Source organism: Paenibacillus tritici (assembly GCF_013204885.1).
Lineage (GTDB): Bacteria > Bacillota > Bacilli > Paenibacillales > Paenibacillaceae > Paenibacillus_AQ > Paenibacillus_AQ tritici.
In genome coordinates this window covers 228,393-249,177 of the sequence record NZ_JABMKX010000010.1, presented here as the reverse complement: position 1 = coordinate 249,177, position 20,785 = coordinate 228,393, and the positions used below count along the sequence as shown (strand labels likewise).

Sequence of the window (20,785 nt, the reverse complement as noted above, 5' to 3'; positions counted from 1 at the left end):
GTGCGTCTTATATAGCAGTTTTGTAAGCAGCTCCTTACCCGGGCGGTGCGGACAAAACTTTGAGGAGGATGAGAGATGTCTTTTTTTAGCCGTTTCATGAAGAAGAATCAGCCCGCCGCGAGGCCGCTGTATTACGATATCGTCTGCCCGTTCTGCTTCTCCCGCTTTGAGCCGGAGGAAGTGGTGTTCCGGGCCATGCACAGCCGTGAGGATGATGAGAATTACGCACTCGGTGAGGATGATCTGCTGAATAAGTACCGTGAGCGCTTCGGGCTCGATTCGGTGGACGATATGGAAGCGATTCTGAATCCGGCGGAGATCCCGGAGGAGTATCATCATTACACGGACCATGTGCTGACCGGGTTGACCGACCGCTATGGCGTGATGACCCGCAGACGGCTCTGCCCGTCCTGCCATAATGAGCTGCCGGTGACTGCCGGCAAGGTTCCTAGCAATATTATCTCGATCATCGGGGCTTCCCAGGTAGGGAAGTCTGTCTATATGACCTCGCTGATCCATACGCTGCAGCATACAACGGCAGGGCATTTCGACGCGGCCTGTATGCCGCTGAATGCCGAGATCAGCCGCAAGTTCCGCACCTTGTATGAAGAGCCGCTGTTCGAGCGGGGGGATCTGCTGGCATCTACCCAGAAGGAGAAGATGCAGGAGCCGTTTATTTTCCAGTTCGTATTCAAGGATGAATCCAAGCCCCCGCTGACGCTGGTATTCTTCGATGTGGCCGGTGAAGGGATGGTCGATCAGGATTACCTGGGCCTGCACGGCCAGCATATCAAGAACTCCGCAGGGATTCTGTTCATGGTCGATCCGCTGCAGATCCGTTCGGTCCGGGAGAAGATCCGCATCAACTTCGGTGACCGTCCGGGCGAATGGGTATCGCAGTATGATGAGCCGCGTGATGTGGTGCTGACCATGTTCGGCGATTTCATCGCTTATCAGGAGAAGAGCAAGACTGAGATTCCAACGGCGGTGGTTCTGGCCAAAAGCGATATGCTGCACTCCCTCAAGGATGAGGATGGCGATTATATTAAGTCTAACAGCAATGTGTTCAACAACTACGTGCACCGCAAAACGCTGAATCTGGACGAGTTCCACAACATCGACGGTGAAATCCGCCGCTTTATCGAGAAGGTGGACCGCCCGTTCAAGGATACGATGGATGTGTATTTTGCGAATACCGGTTATTTCGCCGTATCTGCGCTGGGCAGCAATCCGGTCAATCAGAAGGTGGAGGGCGTGGTCAGTCCGATCCGGGTGGATGAGCCGTTCATCTGGCTGCTGCACAAGCTGAATTATATTGAGGGGAGCGACGGGCCGTGAACAGATTCTCAGGGTCCATGATCACCCAGCAGATGTATACCCGCGAGCGCCGGGGCGTATACCGGGCGACAGAGGGATTCGATACGGTAGCGAAATCGGAGGGTCTGGACAATAATTTTGTCAAAAAAATTCTGCATCCCTTCTGTCTCTACGATGCACCGGCCGAGCTTACGGCACGCGGCGAGAAGGATGAGGAGCTGTATCCTGCCGCGCTGCACCTGTTCCACACGGAGAGCAATGAGACGGTGATCGGCCTCAGCCGGTATCTGGCGGCGGATTTCACCGGACAGCGGAGCGCTTTTTTTGCCCATAATTTCGTGGTGCCGCCTATCCGCTCGGAGGAGATTGTGGAAGGATACGGGGGCTGGCTGCATGCCGGATTCGCCCGGAGTTATGAGGGGGAGCCGGGCGGGACACTGCCTGAACTGGAGTCTATTCCGGTGGAACCCCGTGAGCGTACAGAACCTGCAGACCCGCGGACAGTGCTGAGCGGTCTCGGGTTCACCGAAGAGCTGTTCAAAGCCCTGCTGCAGGCGGTTATGCTGTCCGTAGCCGGGAAGAAGAAGATTTATGTAGCGCTGGATGTGCCCGTCAGTGAGTTGTCGCAGCGTGCGGTGGAGCTGACGGAGGTCCTCTACGCTTCATTGCCGTATGACTTCCGCCGCAGGCTGGGAGTGATCACTTATGCCAAGGAGCCGCAGAGCCGCAAATACATCCACCTGACCTTCGTGGAGAAGGGCTCGCTGCGTCCGGGGGACCGGAATATTGAGAAGGATTATATCTTCGATCTGGCAGGCTCCAGGATTCTGAATGCCGACTTCGGAGAATCCCAGCAGATTTATGCCGATCTGGCCTGGAATATGCTGGGGCAAAAGGGCGGGAATCTCAGGGATTTCGCCAAATTTGCCGACTCCCTGCTGCTCGGGGAGAGTGTGGACCGCAAGCTGTCGCTGGCCCTCTATAATGAGCTGGCTGTCTTTTATGAAATCGAGCAAGGCAATGAAGCCTTATATCCGGAGAATAAAAACGCTGTGCTGGGCGGCCTGCTCTCCTATCTGAAGCCGGAGGGGAAGCTGGACTCGCGGGCGCGGCTGAACGATATGTTCCTGGAGCGGTTCGACCGCGAATATGAGCTGATCCGTCAAAAAGGGATTCCGTCGCCGGAGATCCTGGAACGGTTCAAGGAGTATTTTGCGCTGCCGGGCCATAATTACCGGGTCAAAATTGTGGATTACTTCATCAACGGAATGCTGAACTGCCGATCCGCTGGACGGGAGGATGTGCTGGCTGCGGCGTATGGCATTATTGACAGCGATGCTGCCCTCAGTGAGGCTTTCTTCAAAAAAGTGCTGTCTCAATCGCTCTTCCGCAGAGCGCTGTTCGAGCCGTATCTGGAGTCCCGGCTTGCGGCGGCAGCCGGAACGGCGGATGTGCTCCGCCTCGTAGGCCACTTCGGCCGGAGTCTTCCGGAGGTGCTGCAGCAGGGTTCTGTGCGCGATACTCTCAAGGAATATTTACTGGAGAAGCTGCAGCGGGAGCCTGATCCGGTAGCGGCTGTAGCCGCTGTTCACGAATCGGTCCAGCAGGCAGAGAAGCAGCGCCGCAGAGGCGGCGGAGTGCATCCTGAGGCCTTGTCGCTGATGCAGGAGCTGGGGACCTCGGCCGACCGCTTCCTGCTGAACCGGATCTCACTGGACGAGCTGTCCATGGAGCAGCTGCTGGAGATTTCATTCCTGCGCTACCGTGATACGGCGGACTGGCAGCCGCCGCTCGATGCGATCGCGAAGCGCAAAGCCAACGCGCTGCGCGCGGCCTACCGCTGGTTCGGGGAGGAGCGGCCGGATGAGGAGATCTTTGACGGATTGTCCCCGCGGGAGCTCGACGATGTACAATTGCTCGGTGCACGCTGGCTCAAGGATTCGCGGAGCATCGAGCCGTTCGACCGGCTGCCGCTGGCCTTCTATCACAGCAGTGAACGCGAAGGCGGTCCGCTGGATTATGATGCGCTGCTGGACCTGGTGGCCCGCAAGGCGGGGAATGATAAGGAGACGGTATACCGGTTCCTGGTCTGGGCGCAGCATAACCGGCTGTTCAGCATCTCGAACAAGAAGCTGTGGCCGAATTACCGGCGGGCAGTGCTGAGATATTTCCTGAAGAGCGACCGCGAAGCGTTCAAGAACCGGGAGTTCCGCAAAAGCTATATCTCGGCAGCAACGCCTGCCATGCAGAGTGTCTATAATGAAGCCAGCGCCCAGCTCGCTTCGCCGCTGGCGCGGTGGATCAGCCGCAGCCGATTTCAACTCCTGATCTCCGGCAGCATTCTCGGGATCGTGCTGGTTATAGGCATCATCGTTATGGGTCAGCTGCGGCAAGGCGGTACGGATATCGCTGCGCCGGTTGCCAGTCCCAGCCCGCTTCCGGCAGTGACCGGAGAGGCCGGCGGACCGGCCCCGGTCTCTGTCCGGCTTATCGGCGCGAAAGTCAGCGGCGATGCAGGCAGCGGCGGGAATACCGGCGGCGATGAAGGCAGCGGCGGGAATACCGGCGGTGATGCAGGAGACGGCGGGAATACTGGCGGCGATGCGGGAAGCGGCGGGAATACTGGTGGTGATGCAGGAGGCGGCGGGAATACTGGCGGCGATGCAGGCAGCGGCGGAAGTGGCAAGCTGGTGTTCAGCTTTGCCGCTGCGGCGGACTGCTCGGCCTTCAAGCCGGAGCAGATCGGTGTGGTGTCCGATAACAGCGTTACGGACACTTACAAGGTCAAGGCAACGGTTCAAAGTTGCCAAGTTGAAGAGGGTGCCGGAACGGACGGCGGCGTGAAGGGTGAAGAGGGCGCTGGAACGGATGGCGGCGTGAAGGGTGAGACAGACGCCGAAACGGAGGGCGGCGTGAAGGGTGAGACAGACGCCGGAACAGATGGCGGCGCGAAGGGTGAAGAGGGTGCCGGAACGGACGGCGGCGTGAAGGGTGAAGAGGGCGCTGGAACGGACGGCGGCGCGAAGGGTGAAGCAGGCGCCGGAACGGACGGCGACGCGAAAGGTGGAGCCGCTACCGCAGGAGCGGCGGCGGGAACTCCGGCACGCGTATACGAGGTGACGGTGGAGCTGGAGCAAAGCGCGAAGCTGGCCGTGGGTGATATGATCACCGCCGGAGGCTATACGCTGAAGCTGCAGGCTGATCCGGACAGCATTCCGGGAAGTACAGCCACAGCGGCACCTAGCGCGGAGCCGTCCGCTTCCGCAAGCCCGGAAGCGGACGCGGAATGAAGCAGCGGGGGTTCCCTGGCTGCAAGCTGGGCTTAAGCTTTTAACAAACGGCTTAGAACGTCTTGTAATCCCTGTTGCTCCGGTATTTATCGAAGAGACAGCATTTCGCCGGGTGACGGGCCTTAGTAGAACAAAGATTTATACTAGTGTAAACTACTTTAGCAGCTCGCTGGTTGAGGGTTTGCCGTGTCCCGAACGATTGCGGTACTTACTTATGCTTAATGCACTCTGTACAACTAAACCGTCTGATCTATCACTGAATACACGCTTAGATGTATTTCGTACACTTAAACTAGCATCTGTAGCTTGGTTTCACCCATTCGGGCAAATTTAGTTGTACAGACTACAGTTATAGGAGGGAAGCCTTCCTTTTTACTGTTTTTAATTGCGCAGAGTACAACTATCACGGAATGTTCTCTTCTATCACCGAATGTTCTCTTCAAACTGAGCTTCATCCATTGCTGTATTACCTGAATGAAGTTCCTTTTTCGGTTCGGAGTCGTGACTAGCGGACTTATTCTGGCACCAGCAGATTGAAGTGAGTTGGATGTTAGGATATAAGTGTAAGTGCGCTGGTGTCGTATGCTTGCGTAACGTTGGCTATGGAGAGAAATTAGGGCTGCTTGTCCGTTAACACACTTGGAAGAATGCTCTCTATTGCACTTTGTACACTCAAATCAGCTATATTTCGTGTTATTGGGCGTTCTGTTGTATTGAGTACATTCGGTTTTGGGTATTTTGCCCGTATGAGCAGGATATGCCACATTCTAATGCATGAAATACAGCAGAAGGTGTTATCGGCACCTTTTATTCCAATTCTGATGTACATAATACAATCAGCCTTCTGCTGTTGACTCCGAAGATGCCCCACCGCTTGACCGGAAGCAGAAGAACAACCAAATTTGTCCTGAACAATACGAGTTGCCTGGGGAGCGGGTACGTACTGTTCAGGATTTTTGTGTTTTCGCGGAAACGAAGGTCATCCTTTTAAAGGACAGTGCAGCGTTTCGTCTTGGCGGAATGGAGCATTAGATTGTCGGCAATAGAAACAGCTTGTCTATAGACATACAGGGGAATAGTAGATATGATTGTTTGAGAATATTTAAATTTAATAAGCTTTGGGAAAAGGTGCGGATTCCTTAGAAACAATGTGTTGTTGCTATCAGAGGGCTTAGCGTTTCTAAGAGAGGATCTGCTTAAAAGGGAAGTCCGGTGCAAGTCCGGCGCGGTCCCGCCACTGTAAATACGGAGCGACTCCTGAAGAAGCCACTGTCTGCTAACTGGATGGGAAGGCGGGGGAAGCGGTGAAGTATGAGCCAGGAGACCTGCCTGTTCCGTTGTTGTTTCTATTCTTCGGGGGTAAGAATGTGGAAGCAGATGCCGATATAGGCTAAGGCTGCGGGTCGAAGAGAAATCGCCCAGGCAGCCGCCCTGTGTTGTATTCTTCCCCGGCCGCCCTGTACAGGGCGGTCTTTAGGTTGCCGCCGTACCGGCGGAGGAAGCAGGATTCATCCATTCTATTTCAGGAAAGAGGTTAGTTATGAAGAACCATTCTTTATCATCTAAGTTCACACGGCTGGGGTTGGCGGTAGTTATGCTGTTCGCCATTCTGGGAGCAGCCGTGGCCCCGGCAGGACAAGCTTCTGCATTGGCGGGGGCTGCTGCACAGGCAGGCGGAACTGCCGCATCGGCATCATCCGCTCTGTCCGCAGGTACGGCAGCCAGCGTAACCGATGCAGTCTATGCCACTGCGGAGTTCGTGCTGAAGAACGGAGTCCAGTCGGACTGGCAGGCTATGGGCCTTGCCCAAGCTGGCTACAAGGTTCCGGCCAGCTATCTGAAGGCGCTTGAAGGTAAGGTAGCTGAGGCTAAGGGTGTTTTTGCCAGAGCTACGGACTATGCCCGGATCACACTTGCCGTTAAGGCGCTGGGCGGCGACCCGGCGAATGTGGCAGGATATAACCTGATCGAGAAGCTGTACAACAACGATAAAATCACGGGCCAGACGCTGAACAATCCAGTCTATGTGCTGCTGGCGCTGGATTCTGGAAGCTATACCATTCCGGCAGATGCGAAATGGACGCAGGCCAAGCTGCTGGCAGAAATTCTGGCTAAGCAGAATACCGACGGCGGCTTCACTCTGACTACGGGTGCGAGTGATCCGGATATGACAGCGATGGTGCTGACCGCACTGGCTGGTCATAAGCAGGAAGCGGCTGTGAACACTGCCGGTCAGCGGGCGGCAGCCTGGCTTGCTAAGGCTCAGGACAAGAACGGCGGATACGGTGACAGCAGCGAGAGTGTTGCTCAGGCCGTGATTGGCCTGTCTTCCTTCGGCATTGACCCGGCAGGAGCAGACTATACCAAAGGGAATGTGAATCTGGTCAGCAAGCTTCTTAGCTTCAGTGCAGCAGGCGGCGGGTTCGCCCATACTGCAGGCGGCAGCTACAATCAGCTCTCTACAGAGCAGGCACTGGAGGCATTGGTAGCCTACAAGCTGCTGGGTACAGGCGGCAAGTTCTTTGATCTTAGCGGTACTGCTGTGAAGAATCCGCAGGTCAGCGTCTCGGTTACTATTGAAGGTCCAAAGGGAACCGTGGCTGAGGGCAGCGTGTACGCTGGAAATGTACTTAAGGCGCTTGAGAAAGCGGCAGCGGACAAACGCGTCACCCTGGTCAATGAAGCAGGCAATTACGTGACGGGGATCGGCGGTGTGAGCGCGGGTGCTTTTGGCGGATATGATGGCTGGATGTATGTGGTAGCCCGCGGCGGAGCATGGATCTATCCAAGTGTAGGTATGGGAGATTTCGTGCTGGAGGAGAATGACCGCATCGTTGTCTATTATGGCGGAGATAACACGCAGGTGGTAGATTCCGTGATCCTTACTCCTGCACAGCCGCAGCCTGGACAAGATATTTCAATCAAAATCACCCAAAAGAAATGGGTATGGAATGAAGCGACCTTCACCTCCGATCCGGTCACTTCACCGGCGGCAGGAGTGCAGGTAACCATCGGCGGCAAAACGGCAACTACGAATGCTGACGGCCTGGCTGTTGTTACAGGGGGCCTGCCAGCGAATAAATATACACTCGCAATTACGGGATATCAGAAGGACAACACACCTGCAATCGTTCGTCATACGCTGGCGTTGACCGTGGCTTCTGCTGCGTCTAGCCGTCCTGCTTTTGGCGATGTGAAGTCGATCTCGCCTTGGGCGCTGGAGTCGGTATACACGGCGTATGACCGCAAGCTGATGAATGGCGTGAGTGAGGGGACGCTGGTCTTCGCACCGAAAAAGAACATTACCCGCGCTGAATTCGCAGCGCTGCTGCTGCGGTTAACCGGCAAGGAGACGTCTGCGGCGGCTTCCGCTGGGGCCTTCAGTGATGTTAAGGCGGATGCATGGTATTATGGAACAGTGAACAAAGCGAAGGAGCTCGGGATCATCAGCGGAGTAACCAGCACCACCTTCAAACCGGACGGGCTGGTAAGCCGCGAGGATATGGCTGTGATGATTGCGCGAGCTTTTAAGCTGGATATGGCATCTGCCGGAGCAGGAGCAGGTACATTCACCGACGAAGACGAGATCAGCGATTATGCCTTGTCTGCGGTACGCACGGTGACTGGCCTTGGATATATGAGCGGAACCGGCGGCGCATTTGATCCTTCCGGTGCTGTAACCCGGGAAATGGCCGCTGCTGTGGCTGTTAGATTGCCTTAGGAGCAAGAAATCGGGTGATGGGCAGCGGCCGGAAGACTGAGGGTTCACCGCAGTGACGGCTTAGCTTGAAGTACAATCTTAGTGCGTCTTATGTAAGTGGATAAATGACATCTAATTGCAGAGGAAATTCAGCACACCCTGAAGCAGTTGGATAAACAGCACTTAAATTCGGCCAAATGGCAAAAGGATGGATGATTGGCTGAATTAGATGCTGTTAATCCACCTAAAGTCCGTGAAACAGTAGAACGGAAACAATTAAGTGTACAAAATCCAACTGCTGTTGCTCCAGTAGCAAATGACTGTTGAAGCGGCTAAGGCTGATGTAATGGGGTTACTGGTTACTGAAGCGGATAAGCCGGATGAAGTGATCTAAAGTAAAGTGATCTTGAAGTAACCCTGAAGCGATACTGAAGTGAACCTGAAGCGATCTGAAGTGATACTGAAGCTACTCTGAAGTGACCTGAAGTCACCCTGAAGCGATCTGAAGTGACCTGAAGCGATCTGAAGCGATCTGAAGTGACTTGAAGCTGACCTGTAGGGACCTGAAGTATCCCTGAAGCGACTAGCTTATGCTGCCGGTTGGGTGGCTGCAGACCGAAGGGGTCGGAGGGAAGCGGATATTCAGCGGTGGGATGGGTGGCACTTTGCCTGGAAACTGTTTAGAATTAATAGTAACTCGAAAAAGAAAACATAAGGTGTATGGAGGAACGGGGAACAGGCTGACTGCCCCCGTTCTTTTCCCTTTTTGTGGAGGTGTGAAGGTAATGTTCAGTCTATCAAAATCAGGCCGGGGCAGGCTCGCTACACTGCTTCTGCTCCTGCTGGTATTGCTGCTCCCCGGCTGCTCCAACGCGCAGCCGGATGAGACAGCCGGCGGGCCGCAGCCGCCCGCCGGGTCCCAGGCCGCGCAGACGACGCGGCCTCCAGACGAAGCGGCTCCGCTGCCGGGAGCCGCTGAGGGCACTGCCATACCGTCCGCTACGGCGGACGGCATGGCAGCTTCAACCTCCGGCGCTGCGCCCGCCGGAGCCGCTGCCGCTGACGTAACGGGGAAGCCTTCCGTTACGCCAGCTCCAGCACAGGCACGCGCCAGCGAGCCTGCCGCGCAGCCTTCGGCGGGCAGCAGCAAGCCCGCCGCGCCATCTTCGGCAGGCGTCAGCGAGCCTGCCACGCCATCTCCGGCGGGCAGCGTCAAGCCCGCCGCACCATCTCCAGCAGGCGTCAGCAAGCCTGCCACGCCATCTCCGGCGGGCAGCGTCAAGCCCGCCGCGCCATCTCCGGCAGGCAGCGTCAAGCCCGCCGCGCCATCTTCGGCAGGCGTCAGCAAGCCTGCCACGCCATCTCCGGCGGGCAGCAGCAAGCCTGCCACCCAATCCCCGCCGGTCAGTGCCGCAACGCCGCGCCCGGCAGACACAGCCAAGCCGGAGAACCGGGTGACCCTCTCCATTACCGGAGATGAGGAGCACGGGGTTATCCTGGCCGCTGCGGATTATGAGATCGTGAAGGACGAGAGTGTGCTGGAGCTGACTAAGCGGATTACGCGGAAGCAGAAGATCCAGATGGAATATCAGGGCAGCAAGGCTTTTGCTTATGTGGAAGGTATTGATAATTTGTACGAAAATGATCACGGCTCAGAGAGCGGCTGGATGTACAAGGTGAACGGAGAATTCCCGTCCAAGGCGGCAGGCAGCTGGATCGTTCAACCCGGAGATACCATTGAGTGGCTGTATACGCTTGATCTCGGCAAGGATCTGGGGGCCAAGGCACCATGAACAGCGGCTTCCGTTCCATGCATCCAGGGGTAGCGCTGCTGTACTATGCAGGGCTGCTGCTCTTCGCTCTGCTGGTGTTTCACCCGTTATTTCTGGCAACAGAGATGGCCGGACTGCTGGCGCTCCTGCTGCTGCAAGGCCAGGGAAGACTGCTTTTGCGCGGCTTGCCTTTTATACTGCTGATGGCTGCTTCGGTGGCCCTGCTGAATCCGCTGTTCTCGCACAGAGGGGCGCATATCCTGTTCTACTTCCTGGACCAGCCGATTACCCTGGAAGCTGTGCTGTATGGACTCATGATGATGATTATGCTGCTGACCATCCTGATCTGGTTCATTTCCTACAATTACACGGTAACAACAGATAAATTCATGTATCTATTCGCGGCGGCTGCGCCGAGAACGGCTCTGTTGACGCTGATGGCGATACGGTTCGTCCCGTTGTTCCAGCGGCGGCTGCGCCAGATTACCCTGATCCAGCGTCTGCGCGGGGTGGATACCGGCACGGGAAGTCTGAAGAAACGGATGAGAGACGGGATGACGCTGCTAAAAGTACTGCTCACCTGGTCGCTTGAGGAAGCCTTGCAGACAGGCGATTCTATGACGGCCCGCGGCTATGGCAGCACCAAACGCAGCACTTATAGTATATTCAAGGCTGATCTGCAGGATAAGCTGGTTATGCTGCTGTTAACGGTTAGCGGTATGGTTACGCTGCTGTTCTGGCTGCAGGGATACGGCAAGCTGGAGATCTATCCCCGCATGAACAACATGGATTTCGGCTGGCAGGATGCAGTGATGTACGGCAGCTTCTGCCTGTTCGTCCTGATCCCTGCGGGGCTGGAAGGAAAGGAGAAATGGTTATGGAGATCCTCAAAGCACAGCACTTATCCTTCCGATATCCTGAAGAAGACAGGGACTCGCTCCATGAGTTATCGTTCACAATAAAAGAGGGTGAATTCGTAGTGCTATGCGGCCCGTCAGGCAGCGGCAAAACCACCCTCCTGCGTCATCTGAAGCGAGAGCTTACACCAGTGGGCACGTTCAGCGGAACCTTAACCTACAGAGGGCAGCTTGTATCCAGTCTTCCTGCGGCAGTGGCTGCCGGAGAGATAGGGATGGTCTTCCAGAACCCCGAGGCCCAGATCGTGATGGATACCGTCTGGCATGAGCTGGCCTTCTCCATGGAGAATCTGGGAATTCCACCTGCTGTAATGCGGACCCGGCTGGCTGAGATCTGCGGATTATTCGGGCTGGAGCCGCTGCTGTACAAGTCCGTCCATGAGCTGTCAGGCGGACAAAAACAATTGCTGAACCTGGCGTCCGTCCTGCTGCTCCAGCCGAAGGTGCTGCTACTGGATGAGCCCACCTCACAGCTGGATCCTGTAGCTGCGCGGGAATTCATTATGGCCCTGCAGCGGCTGAACGAAGAGATGTCCGTGACGGTGATCATCAGCGAGCACCGGCTGGAGGAGGTGCTCCCGCTGGCGGATCGTGTGCTGATGCTGGAAGAGGGCAAGCTTCTTGCTGATGCGGCCCCCCGCCTGTTCGCCCGGTATGCCGGCAGTGGAGAGTTGACTTCGGGCCAGTATTATCTGCCGGCAGCTTCGCGCCTCTATTTGTCGCTGAGCCCGGAAGCGGATTCAGCCGCTCCGGAGAATATCCCGCTGACCATGCGCGAGGGCAGACGCTGGCTGCATTCCCTGACGGAGGGGGCGGAGAAGGCCGCCGCCGCTGCTGGTTCCATCGCAGACCGAGAAGACCAAGCAGACCAAGCAAACCGAGCAAACCGAGCAAACCGAGCAAACCGAGCAGATCATGCTCCCAGCCCTAAGCCTGCGTTAGCTCCTAATGCTCATGCACGCATTGATTCTGTCACTGCAGCCAGTGCGTATTCACCTGAAGTCCCGTCCACCCTATCCAACAGGCCCGACTCTGCGGAATTCCCTGCCGCTGCCGCGCCTCTGCTCACCTGCCGGGAAGTGACCTTCCGCTATGAGAAGGAAGGCCGGGAGGTACTGCGGAAGCTCTCGCTGACGCTTAAGCAGGGGGAATTGCTTGCGGTCATGGGCGGGAACGGGGCGGGCAAGTCCACCCTGTTGCATGTGCTGAACGGGCTGCTGAAGCCGCAGCGCGGCAAAACAGAGCTCGCCAAGGGCAGAACAACCGGCCTTCTGGCACAGAATCCGCTGCTCTATTTCAGCTATGATACGGTGGCTGAGGAATTGCAGCATATGGGCAGCTATGCCGGGCTGTCACCAGAGGGAGCTGAGCGTGAGATTGAGGCTCTGCTGGAGGTGTTCCGGCTCCGCGAGGTGCTGCAGAGCCATCCGCATGACCTCAGCGGCGGGCAGCAGCAGCAGACGGCTCTTGCCATGATGATGCTGATGAAGCCGGATATTCTGCTCCTGGACGAGCCGACCAAGGGGCTTGATCCGGCAGCCAAGGACCGGCTGGCTGTTCTGCTTCAGCAATTGCGCGGGCAGGGGGCAACTATCCTGATCGTTACTCATGATGTGGAGTTTGCCGCTAGACATGCTTCGCGCTGCGCGCTGCTCTTTGACGGGGGGATAACAGCAGAGGGAACGCCGGCTGAGTTCTTCAGCAGCAATTATTTCTATACCACGGCAGTGAACCGGATGGTGCGGGACTGGCTGCCGCAGGCATTGACAATGGAGGATGTGATTTCATTATGGCCCGCTTCCGCTTACCGCTCCTGACGGCTCTCGGCTTATTTGTGGCTGTACTTGCACTTGCCGCCGCGTTCACGGACCGGCATTATATGCTGCTTAGTGTAGTATTGCTTCTGGCAGCGCTGCTGCCGTTATTTATCCGTCTGGAGCGCCGCCCTCTCCAGTCCCGTGAACTGGTGCTGCTGGCTGTGTTATCGGCGATTGCCGCGGTCAGCCGGATTCCTTTTGCCGCGTTGCCTAGTGTGAAGCCTGTGTCGGCCGTTGTCATTCTCTCGGCTTATGTCTTCGGGGCAGAGGCGGGATTCGTCATTGGGGCAGTGGCCGCGCTGGTCTCCAATATATACTTCGGGCAGGGTCCCTGGACGCCGTGGCAGATGTTTGCCTGGGGCATGATCGGACTTACAGCCGGATGGCTGCGGACAAGCTGGTTGCTGAGCAAACGGGCCGGACTTTTGGTCTTCGGCTTCCTCTGGGGCTTCCTGTTCGGCTGGATTATGAATATCTGGGTCATTATCAGTCTGCCGGATGCCTTCAATTGGCGGCTGGTTGCCGCTACGTTTGCCGCAAGCTTTTATTTCGATCTGGCTCATGCCTTGTCGAATGTGTTCTTCCTGGCCGTGCTTGCCGGAGGATGGACCAAGGTCCTGCAGAGATTCCGCAAGAAGTACGGACTGCTTCAAGAGTGACGAGGGCGATTGTTGCTAAACTGTGTGGCTGAATAAAAAAAGATAAAATTCTTCTTTTTTCGACATTATTTTTAGCGGACCATCAACAATTCGACGTAATTCTCCGATAAATAATGTTACAGCAAGATATCGAGAAGGCGGGATTACGGGAATGAGACATCTGAAGATTAAGCATAAAATGATAGTGCTGATAGCAGTGATTATAATCCTGCTTATTGGAATCGGGACAACAGGTATCCTTACTACAACCAGGATGGCAGAGAGGTCCAAGGAGACTTACCAGCAGAATCTGCAGCCTATTTACTTCATTACCGAGATCCGGGGGAATAACCGGGCGATCGAAGCTTTTTTGCTGGAGGATCTGATTACAACGGATTCTGCGAAGAGCCGGGAGCTTAAGACAGCTATTGAGGCGAATATCAAGACCAACAATGAGCTTTTGGCCCAACTGAAGATGATCGACTTCAACAACGACAAGATTGCAGCTTATGTGAACGAGTATAGCCTGCTCCTGCCGGATTACCGTTCACAGCGTGATAATATTATACATCTGGCCGACAATGACCTTAATGATGAGGGTTATCAGGTTTTTACAGGCCAGGCCTTCAATGAACTGCGCGGCAAAATGGTCCGGCTGCTTGAAGAGACAGCGGCCCTGTTCATCCAGGATGCGTCTGCCCATAATACGGAGACTGTGGAGAGTGCCAAGAGCTCCGTTACTTTGAGCGGCGTTCTGATTACGATGGCCTTGCTGCTCAGTATTGTCCTCAGCATTATTATTACGCGGCTGATTACGAGACCGCTTAAGGAGCTGCAGGGGCTAATGAAGCGGGCGGAGGCAGGGGATCTGACAGCGTCGGCCTCGTACCAGTCCAAGGATGAGATTGGCCAGATTAATACGTCCTTCAATACAATGCTGGAAGGCCTCAAAAATATGATGCGCGGAGTCTCCGAGAGTGCCGAGATCCTGTCGGCATCCTCACAGCAGATGAGCGCCAGTGCCGATCAGACGGCACACGCCTCACTGCTGATCGCCGAAACCTCAAGCGGGATTGCTGCCGGATTCGATGTGCAGGCGGATAGCATTGCCATTACGACCCAGTCTGTGCGGACGATGACCTACGATATTGCTGAAGCCCTGCATAGCGGGAATGAAATGACTAATCTGATGGGACAGGCCGCCGCCTCCACGGACCGCGGGGTGGAAGCGGTGGAGCAGATTCTTGTCCAGATGCGGGAGATTGATTCCAGCGTCTCGGCGAGCCAGCGTATTGTCGGCAGTCTGGGCAGCCTGTCGGAAGAGATCAACACGATCATAACGACCATCAATGAGATTGCAACACAGACGAATCTGTTGTCTCTGAACGCTTCCATCGAAGCGGCCAGGGCGGGAGAGCATGGCCTTGGCTTCGCTGTAGTTGCCGGTGAGATCCGCAAGCTGGCGGAGGCTACTGGAAGAAGCTCGCTGCAGATTACGGAGATTATTAACCATATCCGGGAGCAGACCGCGAGTGCCGTTGAATCCATGGAGATTGGCTCTGGGATCGTCTCCCATGGGGTGGCACAGAGCGAAGTGGTGTCTGCGGCCTTTGCTGCGATCCAGTCCTCCATACAGGCTGCCAGTGAACAGACAGAACAGATCACGGAGGTGATCGGACATGTCGCGCAGGAATCGGAGAGCGTAGCCAAGTCCATGGCTGGAGTGAATGAAATCTCGCGTAAGGGAGCGCAGGATGTCCAGGGGACCAGCGAAGCGAGCAGGGAGCAGCTAACCGCGATGGGTGAGATGTCCTCGTCTGCCCAGTATCTGGCTACCTTGGCCGAGGATCTGCAGAAGCATCTGGCCCGGTTCCGGCTCTAACCACTAGAATAGACATCAACAAGGCCCGGTGCGGCCGGAGAACTCAGTAGAATCTGGGGTTTCTTCGGCTGGGCCGGGCTTTTTAATATGTATTTAATCTAAGGATTTATAAGATTCACTCTGACCCTCATCCTGTTCACTCTAACTCTCTTATTCTATGTCCCTCTATATCCTCCATGCCCCACTGAGAAAGGTCCAGTCCTCGTAAGGACTGTGTAGCCGTTCCCATTTGGGCTGTGCGCGAGGTCAAATGAACACCATACTCTGACTCCTCCCAGTGTGTATACCTAAGGGAAGGTGGTAGGAGGTGCATTAGTGCTCTTGATTTTCCCGGATACGGTCCACAGCAGCGAATGAGGAGCATAAGTGCACCTGATTCTGCCAGATACTCCCTGGAGGAGGCAAATGAGGAGCATAAATGCACTTGATTCCGCTGGATACGGCCCATGGGAGCGAATGAAGAGCAAAAATCCCTCTGATCCCGCCAAAAGTAGGCCGTCTAGCAAAATCAGATGTATAAAACCCTCTGATCCTCGCAAAAGTAGGCCATATGGCGGAATCAGATGTATAAATCCATCTGATCCTCGTAAAAGTCGGCCGCATAGCAGAATCAAGTGTATAAATCCCTCTGATCCCGCCAAAAGTGGGCCGCATGGCGGAATCAGATGTATATATCCCTCTGATCCCGCCAAAAGTATGCCGCATAGCGGAATCAGGTGTATAAATCCCTCTGGTCCCGCCAAAAGTCGGCCGCATGGTGGAATCAAGTGTATAAATCCCTCTGATCCTCGCAAAAGTAGGCCGTCTAGCAAAATCAGATGTATAAATCCCTCTGATCCCCGCAAAAGTAGGCCGCATGGCGGAATCAGGTGTATAAATCCCTCTGATCCCGCCAAAAGTAGGCTGCAGCGTGTGCAACAAATAGCAGTTAGTTTGCGTCATTAATGTTGCCCGGGGGCAAAAACCGGGTATTAGTAAGCAAGGCGCCAGCACTAGCCAGGCGCACATCCAGCATGTGTCCAGCGCCAATCCAGCACCAGCCCAGCGTACATCCAGCATGGGTCCAGCACCAATCCTGCACTAGCCCGGCGCACATCCAGCATGAGTCCAGCACCAATCGAGCACTAGCCCAGCATCAATCCCACACCAGCCCAGCGCACATCCAGCATGGGTCCAATCCAGCACCAGTCCAGCACCAATTGAGCACCAGCCCAGCGCACATCCAGCATCGGTCCAATCCCACACCAGCCCAGCACCTACCCCAGTCCACCAGCACATACATCATACATTCCTCAGTTCTCACACACCCATTCTTACCCTAATATCACTTTAAGGAGGCGGTTCCTATATGAACAATCACCCATTGAAGCTGGCCTTAGTTCCTGCCCTGCTGATGACGCTGGTTGCCTGTAGCAGCGAGCAGGGCGGCAATGCGGCGGTAAGCCCGAAGCCGGAGAGTAGTCCGGCACCGGTTGAAGCATCTGCCCAGCCGACGGCAGCGCCTGAGGCAACCCCGGCACCTTCTGAAGCTGCTGGTATAGCAGTAGGGGACATCAAAGAGTATAAGGATATAGCCATTAACGACTGGAAGGACGACACCACGGTTGTAGTGTCCAAGGAGAACGACAAGCTGGGCCCCATGAGTCTGGAGGAGCTGTCGGGGGCTTATCCCCACAGCCTGTATTTCTACCACCTGGATACCGGGGAATACGAGCTGATCAAAGAAAAGAAAAATACAATGCTGGGCGATGCCAGGCTGTCCTCGGATAACTTGTACCTGCTGTATAGCGAATTCTCGTTAGGTGATCCGGTCTATCACGTGATGGACCTAGGGTCGAAGAAGACCTTCAGCATCACGGGCGATACCATTGCCGGAGCGATGGGGGCGTCATGGGCCGATAAGGATACGGTAGTGGGTCCGGCTTACAGCGGTGGTGCCTACACAGCCAGTACCTCCGGGAAGATCGCTCCGGTCGAGGGATTAAGCGGGGAAGGCCTGATTGTTGTGAAGCAAATCAAGGATAAGATGTATTACACTTCCAATGCGAATGAAGCCTTGCAAACCCTGGACCTGAACACTAAGGAGAAGGCCACCTTGCCTGTTGATCCTGCTGGCAGCGTAATCCCTTCACCGGATGAAGAACAACTGCTAATACTGCAATATAAGGAAAATACCCAAACGCTGCTCCTTAGTGATGCAGACGGTAAGAATCAGCGGACTCTTGTGGAAGGTGCCGAGCTAGGCGCTCTTTCATGGTCCCCGGATCAGCGGCTGATTGCCTATAGCGTAGCCCTTGAAGAGAATGGTACAACGAATAATACTTTATATGTCTACGATCTTTCTTCTGACAAGTCTGTCCAGATTGCAGAGAGCAGCGGGACTATGACAACCTCCTGGAGCCCATCTGGCAAGCAACTTTCGTATACCGAGTGGAGCGAGGGTGGAAACAGCAGCAGTATAGTCCAGTTGAAGTAGAGCGGAGCCTTGAGTTAATGCTTGAAGGTCGGCCTATATAAATAAAAAAGCGGCCCGCTCCGGTAACATACCGGAAACGGACCGCTTTTATTAAAATTTCACCTGATAACTTATCCTTCTACTTCAGGTTAAGCATACCAGCCCCATACGAAGATGAACAGGGTGCCGAAGATGGTGACCAGAGCTACGAACATGGCGTAGGCGATGTTGAGGTATAGCTCTTTTTTGGAATCGGCCGATTCTCCAATGTGCATGAACACAAACAGCTGCAATGAGGCCTGTATCAGCGCTGTGACTAGCAGCACGACCATATTAGCACTGGAGGACAGATCTCCATAGATAACGATCAGCGCAGCGGCAGAGAGGACGAGAGAGGCCAGATAGCCCATCACATGGCGAATTGGAAATAGTTGCTTCATCATGTCACATCAGTCCTTTCAGGTAGACGAAGCTGAAGATAAAGATCCATACTACGTCTAAGAAATGCCAGAACAAGGAGAAGATGAACGTTTTGTTGGCGGTGGCCGGTGTAATGCCGCGGCGCCACAGCTGAATCATAATCCCCACTCCCCACAGGAAGCCAAAGCTGACATGGAGACCATGCGTTCCGAGTAACACGAACAGACTGGAGAGGAAACCGCTGGTTTGCAGGGTTGCACCCTCATGTACATACGTGAAGAACTCGTCGATTTCAATACCGACAAAGGCCAGGCCCATGAGCAGCGTAATCGCCATGAAGACCATGGTCGCCTTCTTGTAGCCAAGCCGCATGGCATGGACAGCAAGGCCGATCGTGAATGAACTGGAGAGCAGCAGGAAGGTTTCCATCAGCACAGGTCCGATTTCAAACAGCTCGCTGCCGCTCGGTCCGCTGGCGAACCGGTTAACCATTACGAAATATACAGTGAACAGCGTTGCGAAGAGAGGGATCTCGGCTCCGAGAAAGACCCAGAAGCCGAAGATCTTGTTACTGTTCTCTTCCGTTGAATATTCGAGCGGCTTGGACGCATCTATTTTCATACAGTCTCACCCCGCATCAATTTCTTTTCTGTAGCCTTAACCTCTTCTGCGGAAATATAGTAGCCCTGATCCTTGTCAAAGGACATGAAGCCCAGCATCACTATAACTCCAATTCCTGCGACAATGGCCGGAATCCACATGCTGAAGACCAGGAAGAAGCCCAGGAAGAAGAAGATTACACCCAATATGAACGGCTTGCCGGTATTGCTTGGCATATGAATTTTAGTGATTTTGTTATCCGTATACAACGGGATATTGTCATGCTTCGCAGACCATAAGGCATCACGTGTCTCAACCTTAGGCACAATCGCAAAGTTGTAGAGCGGTATCGGACTGTGTGTAGCCCATTCGAGCGTCCGGCCATCCCAAGGATCGTTGGTCGTATCTCTCGGCATGTAGCGGGTACTCCAGTAAATATTATAGACCAGTATCAGGAAGCCGATAGCCAGCCCGACGGCCCCCACGAAGGACAGCATATTGAGCGGACCAAAGCCTGATTCCTCCGAGTAAGTATACAGACGACGCGTCATTCCCATCAGTCCCAGGAAGAACAGCGGGAAGAAGGTGACGTTGAAGGAAATAATGATCCACCAGAAGGCATGTTTACCCAGACGTTCATTCAGGCGGAAGCCGAACACTTTCGGGAACCAATAGTGGAATCCGGCGATGACGGCGAATACGGCGCCCGGAATCAGCACGTAGTGGAAATGTGCCACCAGGAACATGGTGTTGTGATACTGGTAATCGGCACTGGCCATAGCCAGCATGACACCCGTCACGCCGCCGATCGTAAAGATCGGGATGAAGGCAAGCGTGTATAGCATTGGTGTCGTGAAGGTAATCCTGCCCTTTCGCAGGGTGAATAGCCAGTTAAATATCTTGACCCCTGTAGGGACGGCAATGGCCATCGTGGTAATCGAGAAGAAGCTGTTGACCATTGCCCCTTGACCCATTGTATAGAAGTGATGCGCCCATACAAGGAAGGAGAGGAGCGAGATGATCACCATACTGAATACCATGGAGGTATAGCCGTACAGGTTCTTTTTGGAGAAGGTGGCGATAATTTCGCTATAGATACCGAACGCCGGCAGGATAACGATATATACCTCCGGATGTCCCCAGACCCAGAACAGGTTGGCCCAGAGCATATCCATCCCGCCGTTGGCCATCGTGAAGAACTGGGAGCCGAAAAGGCGGTCGAACATCATCAGCGCCAGCGCTACGGTAAGGACCGGGAAGGCGAAGACGATAATAACGTTGGTGATGAGTACGGACCAGGTGAACATCGGCATTTTCATCAGCGTCATGCCTGGTGCGCGCATCTTCAGAATCGTTACGATGAAGTTGACCCCTGTAATCAGAGTACCGATACCGGAAATCTGCAAGGCCAGGGAGTAGTAGTTGTTACCGACGGTCGGGCTGAACTCAATACTCGCCAGCGGGAAGTAGGCTGACCATCCGGCGTCCGGCGATCCCCCGATGACGAAGGAGATGTTCAGCAGCATGGCACCCATGAAGAAGAGCCAGAAGCTGACGGCGTTAAGCCGCGGGAAGGCAACGTCCCGTGCACCAATCTGCAGCGGGATAATCACGTTCATCAGACCGATGATGAACGGCATGGCCATGAATAGAATCATGATCAGGCCATGGGTGGTGAAGACCTCATTGTAATGCTGCGCATCGAGGAATTTCATTTCCGGCGCAGCCGTCTGCAGACGCATCATCATTGCATCTACGCCGCCGCGGAACAGCATCAGCAGCGCTGCGAGGATATACATGATCCCGATTTTTTTGTGGTCAACCGTTGTCAGCCACTCGCGCCACAGGTATCCCCATTTCTTGAAATAGGTAAGCCCTACGAGAATCCCGATGGTGGCCAGTGCAATACTGATCATGGCCCCGTATATCAAGGGTTCGCCGTGAACCTTAAATTTGTCTAAATCCATTAGGGTAGCT

The 20,785-nt window shown here is 54.9% G+C and carries 13 protein-coding genes and 1 riboswitch; of the genes, 9 read left to right on the top strand and 4 right to left on the bottom strand.

Going from position 1 to position 20,785, the window contains the following annotated elements:
* The first annotated feature begins 75 nt into the window (after window positions 1-75).
* From HQN87_RS19380 to HQN87_RS19335, 8 genes are all read left to right on the top strand, one after another.
* Complete coding sequence (locus HQN87_RS19380) at window positions 76-1,338, top strand: hypothetical protein (protein WP_173136740.1); 1,263 nt, start codon at window positions 76-78, stop codon at window positions 1,336-1,338.
* Entirely contained in the window at window positions 1,335-4,607 is a 3,273-nt protein-coding gene (locus HQN87_RS19375) for a GAP1-N2 domain-containing protein (RefSeq protein ID WP_173136738.1), read from the top strand. The genes HQN87_RS19380 and HQN87_RS19375 overlap by 4 nt, the downstream gene beginning before the upstream one ends.
* Window positions 4,608-5,758: 1,151 nt before the next feature.
* A riboswitch (cobalamin riboswitch) is annotated at window positions 5,759-5,954 on the top strand.
* 193 nt (window positions 5,955-6,147) lie between these two features.
* A complete protein-coding gene (locus HQN87_RS19370; protein ID WP_173136736.1) occupies window positions 6,148-8,328 on the top strand; it encodes an S-layer homology domain-containing protein in 2,181 nt (726 codons plus the stop codon).
* A 764-nt stretch (window positions 8,329-9,092) separates the two neighbouring features.
* Complete coding sequence (locus HQN87_RS19365) at window positions 9,093-10,100, top strand: DUF4430 domain-containing protein (RefSeq protein ID WP_216857368.1); 1,008 nt, start codon at window positions 9,093-9,095, stop codon at window positions 10,098-10,100.
* Complete coding sequence (locus HQN87_RS19360) at window positions 10,097-11,041, top strand: energy-coupling factor transporter transmembrane component T (protein ID WP_173136734.1); 945 nt, start codon at window positions 10,097-10,099, stop codon at window positions 11,039-11,041. The genes HQN87_RS19365 and HQN87_RS19360 overlap by 4 nt, the downstream gene beginning before the upstream one ends.
* Entirely contained in the window at window positions 10,957-12,813 is a 1,857-nt protein-coding gene (locus HQN87_RS32090; RefSeq protein WP_216857367.1) for an ABC transporter ATP-binding protein, read from the top strand. Before HQN87_RS19360 ends, HQN87_RS32090 begins: the two co-directional genes overlap by 85 nt.
* Window positions 12,786-13,472 carry an ECF transporter S component gene (locus tag HQN87_RS19340; protein WP_173136730.1) on the top strand — a complete coding sequence of 229 codons (687 nt, stop codon included), beginning with the start codon at window positions 12,786-12,788 and terminating at the stop codon, window positions 13,470-13,472. The genes HQN87_RS32090 and HQN87_RS19340 overlap by 28 nt, the downstream gene beginning before the upstream one ends.
* Before the next feature lie 151 nt (window positions 13,473-13,623).
* Window positions 13,624-15,333, top strand: coding sequence for a methyl-accepting chemotaxis protein (locus HQN87_RS19335; RefSeq protein WP_173136728.1), 1,710 nt, complete (start codon window positions 13,624-13,626; stop codon window positions 15,331-15,333).
* Window positions 15,334-16,457: 1,124 nt separating this feature from the next.
* Here the strand turns inward: HQN87_RS19335 and HQN87_RS32775 are convergent.
* On the bottom strand, window positions 16,458-16,589 hold the full coding sequence (locus HQN87_RS32775) for a hypothetical protein (RefSeq protein ID WP_301953196.1): 132 nt from the start codon (window positions 16,587-16,589) through the stop codon (window positions 16,458-16,460).
* A 92-nt stretch (window positions 16,590-16,681) separates the two neighbouring features.
* On the opposite strand from HQN87_RS32775, the gene HQN87_RS19330 reads away from it, so the two are divergent.
* The gene (locus HQN87_RS19330) at window positions 16,682-17,809 is read left to right on the top strand and encodes a TolB family protein (RefSeq protein ID WP_173136725.1); all 1,128 of its coding nucleotides are present in this window, start codon (window positions 16,682-16,684) and stop codon (window positions 17,807-17,809) included.
* A 128-nt stretch (window positions 17,810-17,937) separates the two neighbouring features.
* Here HQN87_RS19330 and qoxD read toward each other — a convergent pair whose 3' ends face one another.
* Genes qoxD through qoxB form a run of 3 tightly spaced genes read right to left on the bottom strand, consistent with a single transcriptional unit; the run spans window position 17,938 to window position 20,775 of the window.
* Complete coding sequence (gene qoxD / locus HQN87_RS19325) at window positions 17,938-18,231, bottom strand: cytochrome aa3 quinol oxidase subunit IV (protein WP_173136723.1); 294 nt, start codon at window positions 18,229-18,231, stop codon at window positions 17,938-17,940.
* Window position 18,232: 1 nt separating this feature from the next.
* On the bottom strand, window positions 18,233-18,829 hold the full coding sequence (locus HQN87_RS19320; protein ID WP_173136721.1) for a cytochrome (ubi)quinol oxidase subunit III: 597 nt from the start codon (window positions 18,827-18,829) through the stop codon (window positions 18,233-18,235).
* On the bottom strand, window positions 18,826-20,775 hold the full coding sequence (gene qoxB, locus HQN87_RS19315; protein WP_173136719.1) for a cytochrome aa3 quinol oxidase subunit I: 1,950 nt from the start codon (window positions 20,773-20,775) through the stop codon (window positions 18,826-18,828). Before qoxB ends, HQN87_RS19320 begins: the two co-directional genes overlap by 4 nt.
* Window positions 20,776-20,785: the final 10 nt, after the last annotated feature.

Excerpts from the sequence above, each read along its gene's own strand:
- HQN87_RS19380 (WP_173136740.1), top strand. The coding sequence starts at position 76 with ATGTCTTTTTTTAGCCGTTTCATGAAGAAGAATCAGCCCGCCGCGAGG.
- HQN87_RS19370 (WP_173136736.1), top strand. The coding sequence starts at position 6,148 with ATGAAGAACCATTCTTTATCATCTAAGTTCACACGGCTGGGGTTGGCG.
- HQN87_RS19365 (WP_216857368.1), top strand. The coding sequence starts at position 9,093 with ATGTTCAGTCTATCAAAATCAGGCCGGGGCAGGCTCGCTACACTGCTT.
- HQN87_RS19360 (WP_173136734.1), top strand. The coding sequence starts at position 10,097 with ATGAACAGCGGCTTCCGTTCCATGCATCCAGGGGTAGCGCTGCTGTAC.
- HQN87_RS32090 (WP_216857367.1), top strand. The coding sequence starts at position 10,957 with ATGGAGATCCTCAAAGCACAGCACTTATCCTTCCGATATCCTGAAGAA.
- HQN87_RS19340 (WP_173136730.1), top strand. The coding sequence starts at position 12,786 with ATGGCCCGCTTCCGCTTACCGCTCCTGACGGCTCTCGGCTTATTTGTG.
- HQN87_RS19335 (WP_173136728.1), top strand. The coding sequence starts at position 13,624 with ATGAGACATCTGAAGATTAAGCATAAAATGATAGTGCTGATAGCAGTG.
- HQN87_RS19330 (WP_173136725.1), top strand. The coding sequence starts at position 16,682 with ATGAACAATCACCCATTGAAGCTGGCCTTAGTTCCTGCCCTGCTGATG.
- qoxD (WP_173136723.1), bottom strand. The coding sequence starts at position 18,231 with ATGATGAAGCAACTATTTCCAATTCGCCATGTGATGGGCTATCTGGCC.
- HQN87_RS19320 (WP_173136721.1), bottom strand. The coding sequence starts at position 18,829 with ATGAAAATAGATGCGTCCAAGCCGCTCGAATATTCAACGGAAGAGAAC.
- qoxB (WP_173136719.1), bottom strand. The coding sequence starts at position 20,775 with ATGGATTTAGACAAATTTAAGGTTCACGGCGAACCCTTGATATACGGG.